Source organism: Francisella uliginis (genome assembly GCF_001895265.1).
In the GTDB taxonomy this organism is placed as follows: Bacteria; Pseudomonadota; Gammaproteobacteria; order Francisellales; family Francisellaceae; genus Francisella; species Francisella uliginis.
In genome coordinates, this window is record NZ_CP016796.1 from 182871 (window position 1) to 203583 (window position 20713).

The window sequence follows — 20713 nt, forward strand, 5'->3', positions numbered from 1 at the left end:
TATATGTAGTTTATAATCAAATTAGCATAATTATAAAGTTATATATAAGAAAACGCCATGTACGAGTTTAAATTTTAATAAATAAAAAAATAGACATAGAATAATTCAAAAAAAAACAAATAAACGAACAAACTATGTCTACAGAGGATTTTATCATCAGTGTTTACTGTTTAGTAGAAGATATTTATCAAAAAGTTATTATTAAAAGATTAAGATCTAAAGGACCTATGCCAAAATTGTCCGACTCGGAAGTTATAACTATGGAGATAGTCGGAGAGTTCTCGGGGCTTAATCATGATAAACAAATATGGAAATATTTTAGTACTCATTGGTTAGAATGGTTTCCTAACATTGGTAGTCGCAAAACCTTTGTAACACAAGCATCTAATCTATCTATAATCAAAAATATTATGCGAAATAACTTAGCTAAACAGTTAGGTGCATTTAGTGATGATATACATTTGTTTGATGGTTTCCCAATGCCTGTGTGCCACTATAAAAGATCAAGTAAAACCAAGCTATTTAAAAGTGAGGCAGATTATGGTTATTGTGCAGCTAAAGATGAAAAGTACTATGGGTTCAAAGGGCACTTGTTAGTTAGTATGACAGGAATTCCAACTACCTATACTTTTGCTTCTGCAGAGATTGATGAAAGAAAGCTTCTTCCTGAGTTAGTTAGTGATATAAAAGGTTTGGTTATAGCCGATAAAGGACTTATAGATTTTGAATTACAAGGTAATTTGATTGCTCAAGGTATTAATCTACAAACTCCTTTAAGATCTAATATGAAAGATGATAGGGATAAATGTTTTGTCAAAATGCTTGTCTCAACAAGAAGGCTTATAGAAACAGTTATTGGACAACTGACTGATAGATTTGGAATTGCTAATATAAAAGCTAGAAAACTTTGGCATTTTAGTAGAAAAGTAGCTAGAAAAATACTGGCTTACACTGTAGCATATGCCATTAACCTAAAAATAAATCCTCTTAATCCATTACAGTTTGATAAAATTATTAATTAAACTCGTACATGGCGTATAAGAAAATAAAATACTATTTAAAGTATCGTGAATTATTATCTATAAGTATCATTGAAAAGAGCTAAAATCTAAAGTTGTCTATCTAAAGTAGTATCTTAAATTCAATCATTTTTTGACCTATAAAAGCCGACTTGGAAAGCTAGAGCTCAAGTTACTTGATTACTATATGGTTTAATAGTTTAAAACCTTATAAGTTTATAAAACTAGGTTCTGTGCACAAAAATAAATTCTCATCGTAGCCAAATAAAAGTACAAGCTAATTTAATCATTCCTAGATATGCGGAAACGGTTTTATCAAATCTGGAAAACACTCTTCTAAAATGTTTGATTTTAGAAAAGAAATTCTCTATCAAATGTCTTTCTTTATATATTTGAATATCAAAACCTATAGGGTTTATAGTATTTGATTTACAAGGAATAACAGCTTCAGAGGATATGTTTTGAATATGTTCTCTAATCTCATTAGAATGATATGCTCTATCAGCAATAACTTTTGTATTATATACATTCTGCAGTAAGTCTATAGCTACTTTACTATCATGAGTTTTACCTTCTGATAGTAATATTTCCATTGGGTTGCCTAAAGCATCAGTCATAGCATGAATCTTGGTGGTTACCCCTCCAACTGATCTACCAATTGCTTGGTTGTTATCTTTGTCATATCCTGTAGAACAGGCATGCGCTCTTGTTATTGTTGAGTCGAGCATAACTTCTTGTAAATCAGGGTTTTGTACTGACTTAAATAATCTAGAGAATATGCCTTTATCACACCAATCTTTAAAACGCTTATGTATTGATCTATATTTACCATAATAAAATGGTAACATCCTCCATTGGCAGCCTGTACGTAATACATAAAATACTGCTTCAATAAATAATCTTAATTTATCTGCATCATTGGTATGTATACCTTTTTGTAATTTTAAGAATGATAAAATACTTGACCAAAATACTTCTTTTATATGATAATTCACTTGCTAAACCTTTGATATTTATTGCTTTTCAACTTTTAAATAACAACGGTTTAGCTATTTTCAATTTAATTTAGCTTTTTTGTGCACAGAACCTATATACAATCAAAAAAAAATAAACTAGACTATCTAAAATTGATAAAAACATCCTCTTTGATAGGATACTTTACGATATAAAATATAATGATTAATAATTTAAAAAATCTAAAAGATAAAATCTATTCTAGCAAAATCAACTATTTCATTTTTGCAATTGTAGTTGTAGTAATGCTAAAAGTTATAATTAGTGACATATTGGCAATTGTAGCTTTTGTGTACTTTATTACCAATAGTAGTTTTGTTAAATCAAGATTACATAAACTTAAAAATAAACAGGTTGCATCTGTAGCATTTATTGTTTTAGTGCTTGTAATATTTGGAGGGGCATTTGCTTTTTCTGAGTTTGTTAGTTATATGGTATCTAAAAAAATGGCTGAATATGTTCCACAGCCAACTGTATCTACAAGTGAGACTGTTAAAGAGTCTAGTTGGGAAAATGTATTTAATACCATTGGACAAATAAGTGCATTACAGGAAACAGAAATCTCATCACAATCTGGTGGTATTGTTACTAAAATTAATTTTACTAGTGGTGAAGATGTTAAAAAAGGAGATTTATTATTTGAACTTGATACCAGTCAACTAAAAGCTGAGCTTAAATCTAAGTTAGTGACTTTAAAGCTTGCAAAAATAACTAGTGATAGGGAATTAAAACTAGTTAAACAAAAGGCTGTTTCAAAAGAAGAAGCCGATAAAGCAGAAGCTGATTATTTATCTGCTTTGGCAGATGTACAAAATATCGAATCTCAAATAGCATTTAAACAAGTTAGAGCTCCTTTTAGTGGTAGAATTGGTATTAGAAACATTAACCTTGGTGAGTATTTTCAAAATGGTGATAATGCTGGAACTTTAACTGAAATTACACCAGTGTATGTGGATTTTCAGGTTCCTCAAAATAGCGTAGGTAATATTAATCTTGGTGGGAAACTTCAGTTTACAACTGATGCATTACCAGGTAAGACTTTTGTAGCGAAAATTATAGCTATTGATTCATATGTTGATTCTTCAAACAGATCAGTCACTGTAAGAGCTACTTATAGTAATAAGGATAAGAAAGTTTTACCTGGAATGTTTGTAAATGTATCAGTAAACCTACCTACTATAAAAAAAGCGATAATAATTCAGAGAAATGCGATTAGCTACAATATATATGGTCAGTTTGTATATGTGCTTGTCCCACAGAAAAATAAAGATGGTTCTATTAAGAGAGCATCTTGGACTGATTTGTCAAAAGGACAATTGAGTACAGTGCATTCTGATAAAATACTATATAAGGCAAAACAAGTAGAAGTTAAAGTTTTACATACTCGCAAAAATCTAGCTGTTGTTACAGGTATTAAAGCGGGTGATATTATTGCAACATCAGGTCAAAATAAATTACAAGATGGTGATTATACAATTATTAATAATAGCGTCAAATTAAACAATAATATACTTAATACTCAAGGTAATACGTAATGAGATTTATTGATATATTTATAACAAAACCAGTACTATCAATATCTTTGAGCTTAATGATATTAATTGTTGGCTTGGGATGTTATTTTACCTTACAAGTTAGAGAGTTTCCTTATGTAAACTCAGCTAATATTACTATTACAACTGACTATTATGGTGCTGATCCAAGCACTATGCAAGCTTTTATAACACGTAAACTAGAAGCATCTGTTTCAAAGTCTGATGGTATTGATTATATGACATCATCATCAACTTTGGGTGTTAGTACGATTACAATATATGTAAAATTTGGTTTTGATCCTGATACTACATTATCTCAGGTGGTACAGTATGTAAATGCAGTATCAAACCAATTACCGGCAGATGCTCAATCACCATCTATTCAATTAAATCCAGCAGATAATTTTCCAGCGTTAGTTCTAGCTTTTACAAGCGATACCTTAAGCCCATCAGCTATTTCAGCATATGTTGATAATGTTTTTACACCTAAGATTATGGCTAATGGAGGAGTTTCAGATGTCAATTCTTGGGGAGATAAACCTTATGCAATGCGTGTGTTTCCAAATACTAAGCTGATGGCAAAATATGGTGTAACAACATCTGATATTGCTACAAGCATAGAAGCAAACAGTTTAATTACAGCTGGGGGAGATTTAAAAGGACCTTATTTGAATTATGTTCTGAGTCCCAAAACTAGTTTGACACAAGCAAAGGATTATAAAAACCTAGTTGTTAAAAAATCAGGGAATCAGTTAATTAGGTTAGGAGATGTTGCAAAAGTTGATCTTGGATCACAGACATATGATTACTCTGTTAAAATTAATGGTAAAGATGCTGTTCAGGCAGGTATAGTCGTTGCATCTAATGCTAATCAATTAGATGTCGTTAGTGATATTCTTAAGCAATTGCCTGAATTTGAAAGAACTATGCCAAAGGGATTAAAAGTCTCAGTTGCTTATAATAGTTCAACATATATTCAGGACTCTATAGATGATGTTATAAAAACATTAATTGAAGCAGTTATTATTGTATCAATAATATTATTTCTATTTCTGGGATCACTAAGAGCAATTATAGTACCGCTAATTGCTATACCTCTATCAATCATAGGTTCTTTTTTCTTGATGACATTAATGGGGTTCTCGATAAACCTTTTAACATTGTTAGCAATAATTTTAGCAATCGGTTTGGTAGTTGATGATGCTATTGTAGTTTTAGAAAATATTTATAGAAATATTGAAGAGTATAAGTTATCACCCTTTGCAGCAGCTGTTAAAGGGGCAAGAGAAATAGCTAATCCGGTTATCTTAATGACATTAACATTAGTTATTGTGTATATACCTATTGGCTTTATGAGCGGGTATACTGGTAAACTTTTTACTGAGTTTGCTTATTCATTAGCATCATCAGTAATTATTTCTGGAATCGTTGCTTATACATTATCACCAATGCTATGCTCAAAGATTCTTACTAAAGAATCTATGAATACCAAATTTGCAAGATTTCTAGAGAAATTATTCAGTCATATTACTTCTAAATATAAAGCTTCATTAGAGTTTGTGTTAGAAACCAAAAAAGCAATTATTGTTTGTGCCGTTATTGTATTATTAAGTTGTTTTTATATGTTTTTAAATATCAAGTCTGAGCTGGATCCTACTGAGGATCAAGGCTTTATAAGTGTTATGGGACAAGCTCCATCAACCGCAGGACTTAATTATTTAGACAAGTTTAGTTCAGCTTTATATAAAGTTATGGATAAGGAGCCAAATAAAAAAAATATATTTGCACTTGATGGTGTAATGAGTGACACAACAGTTTTTCAGGGCTTTATCATGACTGATTGGAGTGAGAGGAAAACCACTCAAGCAGAAGAGGCTGCAAAGATTCAATCAGATATATCTATGATTCCTGGTTTGAGTTGGTATGTAATTCAACCGCCATCATTGCCAGGAATACCTCGTGGACCATCGATGCAATTTGTTATACAAACATCAGATAGCTATCCAGCTTTAAATAGTGTGGCTAATAAGATTGTTGAGAAAATGAAGAGTAGTGGATTATTTGTTTTTGCTAATAGTGATCTTATTTTTGATGATGCAAATATTAATATTAATATTGATAGAAATAAAACTGGTATTATGGGCATAACTATGAATGATATCGCTAAAACTTTAGGGTATTCATATTCAGAAGGATATTTAAACTATTTCTATTTAGATGGCTATAGTTTTGAAGTTATACCAAGACTAGTTAGAAATCAAATACAAACAACTGAGCAATTAGGTAATATATATATCAAAACTGATTCAAATAGTAATAATGTTTTAAGAAATCAAGTACCTCTGTCATCTATAGTAAATTTTAAAACATTTGGTCGTCCATCAAGCTTAAATACATTCCAGCAGCTAAATTCAGCTACAATATCAGCAGTAACAGCCCGAGGTGTAACGACTAGTGATGCTCTAGCATATATGGATAAGCTAGCAAAAACTATGCTACCTAAAGGCTATTCTTATGATTATTCTGGTCAGGCTAGAACGTATCTTCAGAATAGTAGTACAATGATGGTTGCCTTTGCATTTGCAATTATCATGATATTTTTAGCACTATCTGCTCAATTTGGAAGCTTTATAGACTCATTAATAATTTTGGTTACTGTTCCTATGGCTATTTCTGGAGCTTTACTACCTCTATATATTTATCAGAATTTCAACTCCAGTTGGGCTTCACTTAACATATACACAGAGCTTGGTCTTATAACCTTGATTGGACTAATCTCTAAACAAGGTATTTTAGTTGTAGAGTTTGCCAATGAATTACAAATTAAACATGGTATGAGTAAGTATGATGCTATTGTGAAATCAGCATCACAGCGTTTACGTCCAATTTTGATGACAGTTATGGCAATGGCAGTAGGAGTTATACCTTTGGTAATATCATCAGGGGCAGGTGCTGTAAGTCGTAATTGTATTGGGATAGTTATATTTAGTGGCTTGATTATTGGTGCGATATTTTCATTATTTATTTTACCTGTTATTTATATAATATTATCAACAGATAAAGCTGCTTTTGTGAAAAAACAAAAAGAGCAACGTGAAATTATTGATAATCTTAAAGAATAAGAGATTATAAGGTAAAGCAAGAAATAACTCTCTTACTACTTTAAGAACCTCTTTTTTAAATTAATTAGAAGTTCAGTAATTTATTCTTTGCGATACTTATAAGATACAAGAAGCAAATAATTGTAGTTATAAAGAAGCTTATTGGTACATCTATATAGTAAGCAGCTGTTATTCCTGACCAAACCGTAAGTATAGATATTATAGTGCTAAGGATAATAGGCTTATAAAAACCATCAACCCATTGAGTTGAAATTGCAGCTGGCCCAATTAAAAGTGAAAAAACTAATAATATTCCCACAACTTGGCAAGCCATAGATACTGTTATGGCAATACAAAGAAAAAGAAGAATAGATAATGATTTGTTAGGCACTTTCTTTGACTCAGCAAAGACAGGGTCAATAGATGAGATAAACAAAGGTCTTGCTATTATTGCTAGCACAATTATAGTAAAAATAGCTAAGCCAAGTAAAATATATATTTGTTCAAGAGATACTGTTAGTATATCGCCAACTAATATTGACATTACAGAACCAGAATAACCACTTTGATATAAAAATAGAAAGTATGTTCCTAACCCTAAAAAGAATGTCAAAACAATTCCTATAGCAATATCATTTTTTTTGATCTTATCACCAAAGGCACCCATAAGAGTTCCAGCAATTATATTTATAAAAAGTTGGCCAGTCATCGCAGATAGATTAAGTAATACAGCTCCAGAAGCTCCTGTTAAACTAATATGACCTAAAGCATGTGATGCAAAGGATAATCTTCTAATAATGACAAAAAAGCTAATAATTCCACATATAAAGGCTATTATAGTTCCAGCAACAAATGCATATAACATAAAAGTATAGTTAAACACAAATATCCTCCTGTAGGCATGGCATTTCATCACAGTAGTGACATTTACCATCTTTAAAATGAATAAAAGCATCTAATTGTGAACTAATTTCTTTCATGTCATGAGATATTATTAAAAGAGTAATATTTTCTTTTTTATGAATTTCTTTAAGACAAGCAATAAACTTTTGTTTTGCATCAGGGTCAAGGTCTGATAAGGGCTCATCTAAAAGTAGTACTTTAGGCTCATTTATTAACGCTTGAATTAGATATATACGCTTCTTCTGCCCACCTGATAAGTTCTTAAAAGGGTTGTGTATATAGTTTTTGGTTTGTGTTATTTCAATAAGGTAATCTAGTTTCTTTTTAAATTCATTATTAAATAATGGCAGTCCCCAAGATTTTGGTTTATAACTATATTTTACCAGTGTGTATCCAGAAGTCTTTTCTTCAAAATTTATTTCTCTTTCTTGAGGTATGTAACTTATATTATCGATATTTATTTTTGAGTCATTTATAGTTATTGATCCTGAAATACTTGGTATTTTACCTAAAATAGTTTTAAAGAAAGTAGATTTTCCAATACCATTTTTACCAACTATACCTACCCATGCATTAGTTGGGATCTCTAAGTTGAGAGGGGATGTTATTGGTTTATTATATCCAATAACTAAATTTGAGCATTTAATCATTTTGATTTTTGGATTGTTCTAGAACGGTTGCTGTTGCTTGTAATGTGTTTATCATCCAGTCTATTGCATTATCATTAGGGGGCATTGTTTCAGTAATACCCACTACTGGAATTTCGTTGTCACTCGCAAGCTCTAAGATTTTATGTGTGACATTGTCTGTAACCTGTTCATTGTAAAAGAGAACCTTAACTTCTCTGTCAATAAGTAGTTTTTGATAATTTATCATCATATTAGGGCTTGGCTCAGAATCATTCATTATTACCCATTGAAAGGCAAGTCCTTTCATATCTAGTCCAAGAGCATTTGCCATATAGCCAAAAAGAGGTTCTGTTGCTGTAACAGGTGTGCCTTTATTATCTTGTCTAATTTGCTCAACTAGCTTATATACTTTTTCGTATTTATGATTAAAGATTTCATAGTTTTTTTCATATAAACTTCTATCATTAGGATCTTTTTCTATAAATATATCTTTTAGCTTAGTTGCTAATGCAGGGAATGTTTTAGGATTGTACCAAAGGTGAGGGTTTATACCAAATTTTGGCGTTTGTTGATAGTTTAAGAGATCTTGTACCTTAATGATTACAGCATTATGATTACTTTTTAGAATAGGTTGTATCCAAGAGTCGTAATCAGCTCCGTTATATATAATTACGTCAGCTTCTGCTAGTAATTTTGCATTTTTTACAGAAGAAATAAATGTATGAGGGTCACCATCAGCATTATTAATTATATTTGTAACCTTAACGTTATTTCCTCCTATAAGTTTAGCTACACTGCCATATTGATTTTCTGCAGCTACAACATTTATATCGTGAAACCCTTTTGTTGTTTGAGGTTTTTCATTAGGTAAGAAATTTATAATGAGTAGAGCAGTTATCGCAATGATTACAACAACTATTAAGATAGCTTTTTTCATGAATTTCTATTTTTATTAGAAAATTGTAGAACAAATAATAAAATAAAAATGAGGTATAGTAAAGCAGTATATTTTTAGTCTTTAGAATCTTTTATAAACAAAGCAATAATAAAAGAAAGAATCATCAAAAGAGGAATGAATATTAAAGTTATTTGGAATGACTGTAAAGAAGAGTATCCAAAGTTTTGTTTTAAGTGGGTGATAATAGTACCTGTTAAAGGTTGTAGTACACCACCACTTAGTGGTAAAAACATATTAACAACAGCAAGGCCTGTTGCAATTTGGGTCGCAGAGACAGTATTTCTAAGGGCTGAATAGTTAAGTACATGAACTGCTTGAGAAGCTCCAAATAAAATACATAATACAAAAGCTATGGTTATATTGTGATTAAAAAATATTAGATATGTAACAACAAAAAGACCAATTACTGGAGATATCATTAAAAATCTTTTTTCGCCGTCTTTTATTGAGGCTAAAATTCCCCATAAAGGACTAGCTATACATACACCTATAAAAATCAAAGAGGTGCAAATTCCAGCTACTTCTTCTGAAAATCCGTATAGAGTTAAGTATCTAACCCCCCATAGATCTGCGAATAAAACAGTGGTGCCATATATAGTGAAACAATAAAAACCATTAAACCATATTTGCTTATTTTTTATAACAGCCATTATATCTTTAAGACTTTCATTGTTTTGTCTATGCTGCATATTCTCTTTCTTGTACTCAGGGTGAGTTTTTATGACAAAAATACTAAGTAATAAAACAATAAAAGATATGATAAATATCATTGCCATAATCTCAGAAATACTCAGATAATTTGATAAAAATACCAAAGGTGCTGCAGAAAGAGTAGCTCCTATGTATAGGATAAACTGAGTTAAGCCTGTAAAAGCTGGGAAAAGTCTATTCGGTAACCAAATTGAGATAGACTTGATAGCACATAGTATGGCGAACCCTCCACCAAATCCAGCAAGAATTCTATAAATAACTAAAATCTCTTCAGAATGTGCTATTGAAGCGATAAGCATAGCAACAGAGAATACACTTGAACTTACTATCATAACTTTCTTAACACCAAACTTATCAACAAGAATACCAGCAGGTATTTGCGATATCATATAAGCCCAATAAAATGATGAACTAAATAAAGCAGTAGTTGCTATAGTTAAATTATATGGTTCATTTGTAAAGCCAACAAGCAAAGCTCCGGTTGAAGATCTTACAAAGTATTCCAATGCATAGAAAAAAGCACAGATAAACCATATACTTAATCCTAGCTTTGTAGCTTTTTGTTTATACATAAAAGTTCCTATAAAAATAAAATAAATAGATTATTAATTTAGTATATATAAAATAAAACTGCTATGGAACTATATAGTGACTTGTTTAGTTAGATTTAGCGGGGACTATTCTGGTATTGTTGCCAGATATATAGATAGTTACATGATCACCTACTTTTAGGTTATTATCATCTTCTTGTAATATTGCGAAAGTTTTCCCATTATTTAGTTTTATAGTAAATTGGTATCCTTTAGAAGAGGTAACGGCTTCTTCTGTTGCACCACCTGCAATACCTCCAACAACAGCACCGCCAATAGACCCGGCAATACTTGTTAACATATTACCACTTCCAGCAAGTGCTCCACCAAGTCCTCCAGCTAATCCTCCAACTCTAGAACCAACATTATTAGAGCCTTTTATATTAACTCGTTGAATATCTAGAATTTCACCTTGTTCGACTTGGGAGACTTGACCTACAGAGTTTGCAGAATAGCTTGGGTCGGTACTTGAGCAACTTGTTAATAAGAGTAAGCTAAATACAAAAACACTCAAATAAAAGATCTTTTTCATCGAAATTCCTTATCTTGAAAGTTTATTAGCAATGTCAGAAACCCTTCTGCCTAAAGTTTTACATATTTTTGTCTCATCATCAGACATTGTTTTATTAGGTGAAAAAGTATTTAGATGAGAAGCACCGTAAGGAGTACCTCCGGTACGTGTGTGCTCTAAAGCTTGTTCACTATATGGTACGCCGACAATTAAGCAACCATGGTGCATAAATGGGATCATCATTGATAATAAAGTACTCTCATGGCCAGCATGCATTCCAGAAGCTGCAGTAAAAAAGCCAACAGGCTTACCAATAAGATTACCCTTAAACCATAAATCACTATTTATTTCTAAAAAATATTTAAGAGGCGATGCCATATTACCAAAATATGCTGGGCTACCTACTATAAGACCATCACAGTTAGCTAAATCCTCTTTTGTAGCATATAAGTCACCATCTTCTGGAATTATCGGATCTATTTTCTCTGTTTTAGCTGAGATGTTAGGGATAGTGCGGATTGTAGCAGTAGCTCCAGAAGCCTCAACGCCTAGAGCTATAGTGTGAGCCATTTTCTTTGTACTTCCACCTTGGCTGTAGTATAGTATTAGTATGTTTTTCATGTTGTCTATTCTATGTTTAATATCAGATTGTGTAAAAAATATTTAATTATTTTTCAAAACTATTGGATTTGGGTATTTAAGGAATATTTCCGTAAAGAATGTCCAACAGTAGCGGCTTCTATAACACTTACAAGTTTGTTTGCTATCGTACCAGCTTTTTTCATTATAATAAATATTTTGAATGCTTTTAATGCATTTAGTTCTCTTTCTGATAATATTCAGAATTTCTTATTTGATAATATGCTTCCAGCAACAGCAACGACTGTTCAGCAATATATTACTGTTCTTTCTAATAAGATGACTAGCTTACCTGTTACCTCAGTTATAGTTCTACTAGTTGTAATTTTTTTGATGATAAAAAGATTAGAAATTACGCTAAATAAGATATTTTATGTAAATAGACAACGTCCTATGCTTCAAAGTTTATTAGTATATTGGGCATTGATGACAATGGGGCCATTATTAATGGGTTTTGTTTTTATATCAACTACTTATGTTATATCAATGACATGGTTTTTTAAGGGTGTTGGTATTGAACAATATTTATTAAACTTTTTATCTATTATTTTTCTAACGGGTGGTTTTTTTGTAGTTTATAAAATTTTGCCTAATACAAAGATCAACTCAAGAGTAGCTTTCTTTGCTGCATTTTTAGTAGCAATAGTTTTCTCCGTTGCTAAGAAGGTTTTTTCTTTGTATATGTTTTATGTGCCAACATATTCTGTTATTTATGGCTCACTTTCCTTGATACCTATATTTATTCTCTGGGTTTATGTAACATGGCATATAACGCTCTTGGGAGCTGTTATGATCAGGGCAATGCAGTATATGAAAATAACTTTAAACTTCAAAAAAGAAGTCAAAAGAGACGATTTAAGTATAAGTGTTAATATTCTAAGAGATCTGCATATTGTTCAGCGAGAATTAAAAAATGGTATGAGTATTTCTCGTATCTATAAAAAAGCAGCTGTTGCTGACTATGATAAAGTGAAACAGGTTTTGTATAGTTTAGAAAGTGCAAATATTATTAGAATTACAGGACAAGATATTTGTTATTTGAATTGTGATGTTTTTGATCTTAGTTTACATAAGGTGTATTTGGCATTTAATCCAACAATTAACTTTAAAACTAGTACAATTAGAAAGATTAATACGATAAAATCAGACCTGTATAAAGATCTTGATATAAAATTGTATGAATGTTTCTAAAAAGGTTATTATAGTTTATGTTATTTAAAATCCTTGATTACTCGGCGCTTATTATAAATGTTTTATATACAATATATCTAGCTAGACTAAGAGTATGGTCTTGGTCTTTGGGAATTGTTGGGGCTTTGATATTACTTTTTTTATTTGCTCTGAAAGGTACTTATTCATTAGTTTTACTACAGATTGTATATGTAATATTTTTTAGTTATGGCTGGTATAAATGGAGTACACAAGGCGTAGATAGTGAAAATACTATTAAGTGGATGAAAGCCTCAGATTACTTTCGCTATGTATTTTATGTTATTGCTTTATGTGTGTTTTGTGTTGCATTTAATTATTTTACAGATTCAGAAGATGTTATATCGACGGGTTTATTGACAGGTATTACATTTACAGCAATTATTATGACTATAGAAAAATTTATGGAAAATTGGATAGTCTGGATAGTTTCTGATTTATATTTTGTTTTTGTGATGTATCAGCAACAACTATATGGTCAAGTTTTACAAAATTTTATTTTTCTTTTAACCGCGGTATATGGTTTCTATTTTTGGTATAAAAATTCAAAAGCTTTTGTGGAATCTGCATAATGATAGTCAAAGTTGCATTAGCTGTTCCTCCAGCATATGTACTTGATTATAGTATCGATAATGATGATATTAAATTATTTGACCGAGTGTTAGTAAATGTCGGGAAACGTCAATTAATAGGTTTTATAATTGCGAAAGATGTTGAAATTGATTATGGAGTTGAAAAGGTTAAGCCAGTAGTTAAGCTTATAGATAGCCCTATAAGTGTAGATATACAAAAACTAATAATCTGGATTTCTAAGTACTACTGCTGTGATCTTTACAGTGCAATACGTTTAGCCTTACCAAATGACTACTTTAAAAGTGAAATTATCAAACCTCAACAAGATACATATGTTTACATTGATTTTAAAAATTTAGAAAATCATAAGTCAACACCTAAACAACAAGAACTTATTAATACTTTCAAACAAAGTGACTTTATTAAATATGATGATTTAAAACAATTAGGAACTACTTATGTCATCAATAAGCTTTTTGAGAAGGGTATACTTAGAAAATCATATAAGTTAAAGGAGTCTAGTAAGTCCATAGAATATGATAAGCCTAAAGATTTATCTAAAGAGCAAAATAATGTATTAAGCAATATATTATTACAAACAGGTTTTAATGTATTTCTACTTTATGGAGTTACAGGTAGCGGAAAAACAGAGATTTATCTGCAAACTATAAAAAGATATTTAGAAAGCTCAAAACAAGTGCTTGTAATGGTTCCAGAGATAAACCTAACACCTCAGACGATAAAGAGATTTGAAAGTAGGTTTCCTAATAAAAATATAGTTGCTTTACACTCTAAATTAAGTGAAAAAGCAAGGTTGACAAATTGGTTAAAGATTAAGCAGGGTAGAGCAGATATTGTTATATCAACAAGAAGCGGAGTTCTGACAGATTTTGAAAATTTAGGGATTATTATAATCGATGAAGAGCACGATAGTTCTTTTAAGCAACAAACCAGTACAGTTAGGTATAATGCTCGTGATATCGCTATATTTAGAGCTAGTCAATTAGATATTCCTGTAATCCTTGGAAGTGCAACACCATCAATACAAAGCTACTATAATAGTTTGACTGGTAAATATACATTACTTAAGTTACAAAATAGAGCTTTGAATAATCATAAAAACCAAATTCAACTCTTAGATTTAAAATCGAGTATAGTTGATAATGGTATTAGTAATAAGCTTTTTAATCTTTTAGAGCAGAATATCACTGCTCATCAACAATCTTTGGTTTTTATCAATAAACTAGGCTTTGCTAAGGCCTTAGTTTGTAAGAGCTGTGGTGAAGCTGTTGAGTGCAAAAAGTGTGATAAACCATATACATTACATACTCATCCATATCAATACTTAGAATGTCACTTTTGTGGCTCGCGTAAGCCTTTAGTTACAGTATGCACAAGTTGTGGAGAACAAGAGTTATTTACTTATGGAACTGGTACAGAGAAGGTTCAATCTCGCTTAGAAGCTAAGTTTCCGTATAACAAAGTAGTTCGCTTTGATCGTTCAAATATAAAGACTATTAGCGATCTTCATAATATTAATCAAATGATTAATGAAAATATGGTTGATATTATCGTTGGTACTCAGATGATTGCTAAGGGACATCATTTTGAAAATATCACCTTAGTTGGGCTGATAAACATCGATGCAGGTCTATATAGTACAGATTTTCATGCGATAGAAAGAACAGCACAGATGATAGTGCAAGTCTCTGGTAGAGCAGGTAGGGCAGATAAGCCGGGGACAATACTGTTGCAAACTTATCAGCCGGAAAATAGGCTTTTACAGTTACTAGTTGCTAGTGATTACTTAGAATTTCTTGATTATCTTTTAGAGCAGAGAAAATATGCAAATTATCCACCCTACTCATATCAAGCTCAAATAATAGCAGATTCTAGAAAAGAGCAAGAAATTTTAAGTTTGCTAAATGATATATATTCAAAATTAGAAAATTGCGAGAATGTGCAAATATCAAAGCCTTTACCCGCGTTACACTTAAAAAAGAATAATGTTTATCGTTATAGCTTGTTACTTACATCAAAAAAACGTAGTGAAATAAACTCAATAATAAAATGGCTTAATCAAAATGTATGTAGTGATATTAAGAGTACTATTAAAGTTTATTTTGATATAGATCCTATTGAGCTGGGTTAGCTTTTTTTGCTAGTGACCATAATAAGACTGCAAGAATAGTGAGACAAATGTATATGATCGTTATTTGGATCATGTTTGTGAGTTTTATGTATGAAAAAAGTATTAATCCAATACCTGTGAAAAACATTTTTATCGAGCTTTGGACTGCGCTAGCTATACCTTTACTTTCTTTTAAGCTTTGCATGCACATTGATAGTATCAAAGGTGCTGCTACACCACATAAAAATGCCGTACCTATTCCGAAAATTGCTATGATAAAAATATTTGTATATATCAGAAATATCAAACAAAGTATTATAAAGTAGACCAGATAAATCTTAATTATAGTACTAAGAATTCTCTCAGAAGAGTACTTATAAAAACATCGTTGTAGTGAAAAAGCTCCAATAGCTAAACTTAATGCATAAAAACTGTTTATAAAACCATTAGTCACTATATTTATGTGTAAATTATGTAATACAAAAGGAAGCATATTATAAAAGCCTATAGAATATACATAAACTAACGCTGAGAATAAACTCATAGTAAAAAAATATCTGTTTTTGAAAAGCTCTAAGTATTTATTAATAGTAATTTTAAAACGTATTTTATACTTTGTAATTCTCAAAGTTTCAGGCATTAGTCTAAGAATAAGTAAAAAAACAATGATATTTATAAGCATTAATGCAGTTAATGAAAACCTCCATGAGCTTACTGATTGTATAAATGCGCCTAAAACAGGTGCGATACATGGTGATACTTGACTTGCTAAAGCATATACAGAGAAAGATTTTTTTAATCTTTTAGAGTTGTGAGAAACATCGGCAATGATTGATCTGCTAATTACAGGACATCCAGCACTACCAATAGCAGTTATTATTCTACCTATATAAAAAGAAATAGTTCCTTGAGCAAATGCAGTTACTATTATTCCTAAAATAGTTATACCTAATGATATTAAGATTAGTTTCTTACGTCCGAATCTATCACTCAAGAAACCATACGGCAGCTGGAAGATTCCAAGGATAAGCATATATATTAGTACGCTATTTTTTAATACTGCTTGAGATGTGGCAAAATCATTTTCTATATATGGTAGAGAAGGGCTTATAAAGTCAATAGACATTAGCCCTGTTAAAACTATTAAACCACTAAAAGCTATAGAAACCCGATATGCTCTAAGCATGACTTTATTATTTTATATAGAGTTTCAGTATTTTCTTATAATCTTGTCAAATAATAAAGAATTACTTATGAATTAGTATATGTTTTAAAGATTTTTGGATTATTTTTTAACCATTGATCAAATTGGATTGCTAGCTTTCTGCCATTAGCTGTCTTATTGAACATAAATGCTTTGAAAGAGCTAGTTTTATCTATTTGGATAGGTATTTGGCATATTTTTGGATTTATGGAGTGTTGATATTTTATTTCTGAATTATCAGTAAACATTATATCTGGATGAATATCTCCTATACCATCAACTATCGATTTTACAGCTTCTTTATTATCATTTATGATTAAAAGGTTTGCCTTTTTTAGTTTTTGTAGAGCAAACTTCTCATTAGTACCGCCTCTATTTTCAATAACCAATGTTTTTGGATTATCTATATCTTTAAAAGTTTTATATTTTCCTAAGTTTTTGCATGCAGTCATTGCTGCTTTTCTAGATGTTTCTAAAGGACTTGAGAATAAGAAACCTTTTTTACGTTGAGCAGTTATTGTCATTCCACCTACGAAAATTTCAAACTTATTAGCTTTTAGATCATGTGTAGCTGTTTTCCAAGTAGTTTTAACAAACTTAACTTTTTCATTTTTGGATTTAGCAAACTCTTTTATAAGTTGTATATCTTTACCAGTAAATGTATTGGTCGATTTATCGTAGTTAGAAAAAGGAGCATAATCTCCGGTTGTTCCTACAATAATATCGCTATAGCTAGATGTAAAAAAAAGAATACTAATAATAGCCGTATAGAAAAACTTTTTCATAATGATTTAAATATTTGAAAATTATTGATTATAAGATTCTATACGAATAGAGAAATAAAAAGAATATTAGATAGCAAGAAAGTGTAGATTAATCTTCTCTTTTATCCATTTTGCCAGCAACGAAACAGCCGATACCAACCGCAGCGAATGCTGAAATTATCCATACTAAATAAAACATAATAAATCTCCTTTTTTAGTACATCTCATGTGAGTTAGCTTTTATTTCTGCAGCAGATGTTCTGCGGCCATTTGCCCACATTTTCTTGTATACAAAGAATGTGTAGCTAAATACTATTGGAAGTATGATAACAGCAGCACATAGAATACCTATCAATGAAGTTTGACTACTACTAGCATTAAATACTGTTAAGCTAAATTTATAGTCACCAACGTTAGATACCATAATGAATGGGAATAGTGCAAAACCAACTGTTAATACTGCACCAAGTAATGATGCTAAACTTGCTAAGAATGCTGAACCATCTTTATCCTTACCATTAAACACGATAACAAGTATCGCAGCAACAACAGTTAAGATAGGTGCAAACCACATCCAAATATGTGCATGGTTAAAGTTATAGAACCATGAATAGTCTGTTGTTATTGTACCTGCTGTAAATGCATGATTTAAAGCATTAGATGCATGTGCAAAAGCAGGGTCAGTAGTGTACTGATAGCCAGGGATGAAAGATATCCAAATCGCAGCAACTATAAATAATACGATATATATAACTGTTGTGATATTCGAAATCTTTTTAAATCTATCTCTTAATACACCTTCTGTTCTAAGTTTTCCGTAAGTAGAACCATGCATTAGTGTCATATTTAGAGCAAATATCCCAAATAGTAATGCAAAAGGAGTTAGTAGATTTAGTAATGTAATCCACATAGATTGATACTGGCCATTTGTCACCGTACCATAAACTAGTCTAGCTGTATCATCATAAGAGATTGGGAAACCAAGATATAAATTACCAACAGCAACTCCCATAACAACTATAGGAATGATACTACCTAAAACAAGCATCCAATCCCAAAAGTTTCTCCATTTATCACTATCTATTTTCTTTCTGTATTCAAAAGCGGGTGGTCTTAAGAAAAGTCCCCATAATACAGCTAAAATTGCGATATATAGACCTGAGAAGCTTGTAGCATAAACTTGAGGCCAGATGGCAAAAATAGCACCACCAGCAGTAATAAACCAAACTTGAGAGCCATCCCAAGTTGGGCCTACAGTATTTATAATAGCTCTTTTTTCATAGTTATCCTTACCAACAAATTTAGCAAGGATACCTATACCAAAGTCAAAACCAACTGTTGCAGCTACTAGGAATATAAGAACTCCAACAACTAGCCAAGAGATAATTTGTAAAACATCTAATAACATTTATCTCTCCTTATTTATCTTTGTTATTTTGTTCAAAATGATACTTACCAGAGCCTAATGAGCTAGGACCTAGTTTTGCATATTTGAACATTAAGAATAGTAACACTGCAAATAAAGATGTATCTATTAAGAAGAATATTAACATAGATGTTCCTATATCTGCAGCTGTTAAAGCTGATGAACTGATGCTCGTAGGTAACTGATCATAAACAGTCCAAGGTTGACGGCCATGCTCTGTTACAAACCATCCACATAAACATGCGATAAATGGTAATGGAATTGACCAAGTCATAACTCTTAGAACAAGTTTACTAAACTTAGTGTTTCCTAGAGAGTTCTTCGCTAAAAGCACTAAGCCAACAAACATTAAAATAAATAGTAAGAAACCGATTCCTACCATTACTCTAAATGTCCAGAAGATACTAGATACATCAGGAACCATATTAGTAGCAACTTGTTTTACTACCTCTGGATTATTAGCTAGCTTAGCAATTGTTGCTGAGTCAGCTTTACCATATTTTTCTTGAGCAACTTGAACAAGTAATTTACCGAAGCCCATATATCTTTGATATTCAGGGTTATTGTAATTTGCATAACTACTATCAGGAGTATCACCTTTATGACCAGATTCTCTCCATTTTAGAAGATCAGCATAAGCAAGACCGCCATCTCTAATCATTACAGTGGCAGCAGGAACTTTCTCATACTTTTGAGGGTTAGCTGCAGCTACAGCAGGGGAAACGTCAGCAGTTTCACCTGTCTTGATATTTCTGTAGTAAGCTAGATTAGGATCTCTTTTACCGTTCTGCATTTCTCCGTATAGAATAGCTTTAACACCAGGAACTTGAGCAGTTGTTGTGTGTGTTGCTATCAGGCCAAGAGCCATAGGTATTTCTATGCTGAAATTGTTTTCTTGCTTTTCTTGATCAGGGAATGCAATAGCATTAAATGGAGCCGGAGTTGGTGAAGTATCCCATTCACCTTCGATAGTTGCCATTTTTAATGGTTGTACTTTCCAAGCATCTTGTCCATTGGCATCACCAAAGAATATAGCCATAGTACAAGCTACTATACCAAATCCTAAACCAACGGCTAAAGATCTCTTAGCAAAAGCAATATCACGACCTTTAAGTAAGTAGTATGCACTAATACCAATAACAAAAGTAGCACCAGTTGTGTATCCAGCTGTGATTACATGTCCAAAGTTTGACTGAGCAGTAGAGTTTAAGAATACATCTAGTAAGCTAACTGTTTCCATTCTCATAGTTGAAGCTACAAACTCAGAACCCACAGGATGTTGCATATAACCATTTGCAACAAGAATTAGTAATGCTGAGAAGCTAGAACCTATTGCTAAGCAGAACGTTGAAAGTAAATGTTGTTTCTTTGATAGTTTATCCCAACCAAAGAAGAATAAACCAGCGAATGTTGACTCAAGCATGAATGCTGCCATACCTTCAATAGCTAGAGGAGTACCAAAAATATCACCTACTGATTGTGAGTAGTATGACCAGTTGGTACCAAATTCAAATTCCATGGTTAGACCAGTAATAATTCCTAGAGCGAAGTTTATTCCAAGTAATTTACCCCAAAACTTCACCATATCTTTGTAAACTTCTTTACCTGTTCTTATATACATTAGCTCCATTGTGAATAAAATCCACGTTAGACCTAAAGTTAAAGGAACAAATAAGAAGTGAAATGATGCCGTTAGACCAAACTGCAATCTTGCTAAGTCAACAGACATGAGCGTTGGTAACATAATGTTGCTTCTCCTTATGATATTCGAGTAACGAAAGGTTATTTTTTTCTAA

The 20713-nt window shown here is 31.4% G+C and carries 18 protein-coding genes; 6 read left to right on the forward strand and 12 right to left on the reverse strand.

Going from position 1 to position 20713, the window contains the following annotated elements; translation table 11 throughout:
• Nucleotides 1–134 precede the first annotated feature (134 nt).
• Nucleotides 135–1022 carry an IS982 family transposase gene (locus F7310_RS00915; protein WP_072711202.1) on the forward strand — a complete coding sequence of 296 codons (888 nt, stop codon included), beginning with the start codon at nt 135–137 and terminating at the stop codon, nt 1020–1022.
• Between the two features lie 248 nt (nt 1023–1270).
• Here the strand turns inward: F7310_RS00915 and F7310_RS00920 are convergent, their stop codons facing one another.
• Entirely contained in the window at nt 1271–2014 is a 744-nt protein-coding gene (locus F7310_RS00920) for an IS5 family transposase (protein WP_072711203.1), read from the reverse strand.
• 180 nt (nt 2015–2194) lie between these two features.
• Here F7310_RS00920 and F7310_RS00925 point away from each other — a divergent pair, with 180 nt between their 5' ends.
• Together F7310_RS00925 and F7310_RS00930 are read left to right on the forward strand one after the other, a co-directional pair.
• Nucleotides 2195–3568: an efflux RND transporter periplasmic adaptor subunit gene (locus F7310_RS00925; protein WP_072711204.1), complete on the forward strand. Its 1374-nt coding sequence runs from the start codon at nt 2195–2197 to the stop codon at nt 3566–3568.
• The gene (locus F7310_RS00930; RefSeq protein WP_072711205.1) at nt 3568–6690 is read left to right on the forward strand and encodes an efflux RND transporter permease subunit; all 3123 of its coding nucleotides are present in this window, start codon (nt 3568–3570) and stop codon (nt 6688–6690) included. Before F7310_RS00925 ends, F7310_RS00930 begins: the two co-directional genes overlap by 1 nt.
• Nucleotides 6691–6754: 64 nt before the next feature.
• Here F7310_RS00930 and F7310_RS00935 read toward each other — a convergent pair whose 3' ends face one another.
• The 6 genes from F7310_RS00935 to wrbA all read right to left on the reverse strand — a co-directional run bounded on the left by F7310_RS00935 (nt 6755) and on the right by wrbA (nt 11592).
• Entirely contained in the window at nt 6755–7582 is an 828-nt protein-coding gene (locus tag F7310_RS00935) for a metal ABC transporter permease (RefSeq protein ID WP_173647416.1), read from the reverse strand.
• Entirely contained in the window at nt 7545–8222 is a 678-nt protein-coding gene (locus F7310_RS00940; protein WP_072711207.1) for a metal ABC transporter ATP-binding protein, read from the reverse strand. Before F7310_RS00940 ends, F7310_RS00935 begins: the two co-directional genes overlap by 38 nt.
• Entirely contained in the window at nt 8215–9138 is a 924-nt protein-coding gene (locus F7310_RS00945) for a metal ABC transporter solute-binding protein, Zn/Mn family (protein ID WP_072711208.1), read from the reverse strand. The genes F7310_RS00940 and F7310_RS00945 overlap by 8 nt, the downstream gene beginning before the upstream one ends.
• Before the next feature lie 74 nt (nt 9139–9212).
• Nucleotides 9213–10442, reverse strand: coding sequence for an MFS transporter (locus F7310_RS00950; RefSeq protein ID WP_072711209.1), 1230 nt, complete (start codon nt 10440–10442; stop codon nt 9213–9215).
• A gap of 85 nt (nt 10443–10527) precedes the next feature.
• Nucleotides 10528–10992 (reverse strand): outer membrane lipoprotein, encoded by a 465-nt coding sequence (locus F7310_RS00955; protein WP_072711210.1) that lies wholly within the window; start codon nt 10990–10992, stop codon nt 10528–10530.
• Between the two features lie 9 nt (nt 10993–11001).
• Nucleotides 11002–11592 carry an NAD(P)H:quinone oxidoreductase gene (gene wrbA, locus F7310_RS00960; protein ID WP_072711211.1) on the reverse strand — a complete coding sequence of 197 codons (591 nt, stop codon included), beginning with the start codon at nt 11590–11592 and terminating at the stop codon, nt 11002–11004.
• A 12-nt stretch (nt 11593–11604) separates the two neighbouring features.
• Here wrbA and F7310_RS00965 point away from each other — a divergent pair, with 12 nt between their 5' ends.
• Genes F7310_RS00965 through priA form a run of 3 tightly spaced genes read left to right on the forward strand, consistent with a single transcriptional unit; the run spans nt 11605 to nt 15544 of the window.
• On the forward strand, nt 11605–12801 hold the full coding sequence (locus F7310_RS00965) for a YhjD/YihY/BrkB family envelope integrity protein (protein ID WP_072711212.1): 1197 nt from the start codon (nt 11605–11607) through the stop codon (nt 12799–12801).
• A 17-nt stretch (nt 12802–12818) separates the two neighbouring features.
• Nucleotides 12819–13391: a nicotinamide riboside transporter PnuC gene (gene pnuC, locus F7310_RS00970; protein WP_072711213.1), complete on the forward strand. Its 573-nt coding sequence runs from the start codon at nt 12819–12821 to the stop codon at nt 13389–13391.
• Nucleotides 13391–15544 (forward strand): replication restart helicase PriA, encoded by a 2154-nt coding sequence (priA, locus tag F7310_RS00975; RefSeq protein ID WP_072711214.1) that lies wholly within the window; start codon nt 13391–13393, stop codon nt 15542–15544. Before pnuC ends, priA begins: the two co-directional genes overlap by 1 nt.
• Here the strand turns inward: priA and F7310_RS00980 are convergent.
• The 5 genes from F7310_RS00980 to F7310_RS01000 form a co-directional block, all read right to left on the reverse strand.
• Nucleotides 15528–16709, reverse strand: a complete 1182-nt coding sequence (locus F7310_RS00980; RefSeq protein WP_072711215.1) for an MFS transporter — start codon at nt 16707–16709, stop codon at nt 15528–15530. The genes priA and F7310_RS00980 overlap by 17 nt on opposite strands.
• Before the next feature lie 65 nt (nt 16710–16774).
• Nucleotides 16775–17512 carry a transporter substrate-binding domain-containing protein gene (locus tag F7310_RS00985; RefSeq protein WP_072711216.1) on the reverse strand — a complete coding sequence of 246 codons (738 nt, stop codon included), beginning with the start codon at nt 17510–17512 and terminating at the stop codon, nt 16775–16777.
• An 88-nt stretch (nt 17513–17600) separates the two neighbouring features.
• Nucleotides 17601–17690 (reverse strand): cytochrome bd oxidase small subunit, CydX/CbdX family, encoded by a 90-nt coding sequence (locus F7310_RS00990; protein WP_072711217.1) that lies wholly within the window; start codon nt 17688–17690, stop codon nt 17601–17603.
• 15 nt (nt 17691–17705) lie between these two features.
• Entirely contained in the window at nt 17706–18899 is a 1194-nt protein-coding gene (cydB, locus tag F7310_RS00995; protein ID WP_072711218.1) for a cytochrome d ubiquinol oxidase subunit II, read from the reverse strand.
• Between the two features lie 10 nt (nt 18900–18909).
• Entirely contained in the window at nt 18910–20661 is a 1752-nt protein-coding gene (locus tag F7310_RS01000; protein WP_072711219.1) for a cytochrome ubiquinol oxidase subunit I, read from the reverse strand.
• Nucleotides 20662–20713: the final 52 nt, after the last annotated feature.

Excerpts from the sequence above, each read along its gene's own strand:
- F7310_RS00915 (WP_072711202.1), top strand. The coding sequence starts at position 135 with ATGTCTACAGAGGATTTTATCATCAGTGTTTACTGTTTAGTAGAAGAT.
- F7310_RS00925 (WP_072711204.1), top strand. The coding sequence starts at position 2,195 with ATGATTAATAATTTAAAAAATCTAAAAGATAAAATCTATTCTAGCAAA.
- F7310_RS00930 (WP_072711205.1), top strand. The coding sequence starts at position 3,568 with ATGAGATTTATTGATATATTTATAACAAAACCAGTACTATCAATATCT.
- F7310_RS00935 (WP_173647416.1), bottom strand. The coding sequence starts at position 7,582 with ATGAAATGCCATGCCTACAGGAGGATATTTGTGTTTAACTATACTTTT.
- F7310_RS00940 (WP_072711207.1), bottom strand. The coding sequence starts at position 8,222 with ATGATTAAATGCTCAAATTTAGTTATTGGATATAATAAACCAATAACA.
- F7310_RS00945 (WP_072711208.1), bottom strand. The coding sequence starts at position 9,138 with ATGAAAAAAGCTATCTTAATAGTTGTTGTAATCATTGCGATAACTGCT.
- F7310_RS00950 (WP_072711209.1), bottom strand. The coding sequence starts at position 10,442 with ATGTATAAACAAAAAGCTACAAAGCTAGGATTAAGTATATGGTTTATC.
- F7310_RS00955 (WP_072711210.1), bottom strand. The coding sequence starts at position 10,992 with ATGAAAAAGATCTTTTATTTGAGTGTTTTTGTATTTAGCTTACTCTTA.
- wrbA (WP_072711211.1), bottom strand. The coding sequence starts at position 11,592 with ATGAAAAACATACTAATACTATACTACAGCCAAGGTGGAAGTACAAAG.
- F7310_RS00965 (WP_072711212.1), top strand. The coding sequence starts at position 11,605 with ATGTTTAATATCAGATTGTGTAAAAAATATTTAATTATTTTTCAAAAC.
- pnuC (WP_072711213.1), top strand. The coding sequence starts at position 12,819 with ATGTTATTTAAAATCCTTGATTACTCGGCGCTTATTATAAATGTTTTA.
- priA (WP_072711214.1), top strand. The coding sequence starts at position 13,391 with ATGATAGTCAAAGTTGCATTAGCTGTTCCTCCAGCATATGTACTTGAT.
- F7310_RS00980 (WP_072711215.1), bottom strand. The coding sequence starts at position 16,709 with ATGCTTAGAGCATATCGGGTTTCTATAGCTTTTAGTGGTTTAATAGTT.
- F7310_RS00985 (WP_072711216.1), bottom strand. The coding sequence starts at position 17,512 with ATGAAAAAGTTTTTCTATACGGCTATTATTAGTATTCTTTTTTTTACA.
- F7310_RS00990 (WP_072711217.1), bottom strand. The coding sequence starts at position 17,690 with ATGTTTTATTTAGTATGGATAATTTCAGCATTCGCTGCGGTTGGTATC.
- cydB (WP_072711218.1), bottom strand. The coding sequence starts at position 18,899 with ATGTTATTAGATGTTTTACAAATTATCTCTTGGCTAGTTGTTGGAGTT.
- F7310_RS01000 (WP_072711219.1), bottom strand. The coding sequence starts at position 20,661 with ATGTTACCAACGCTCATGTCTGTTGACTTAGCAAGATTGCAGTTTGGT.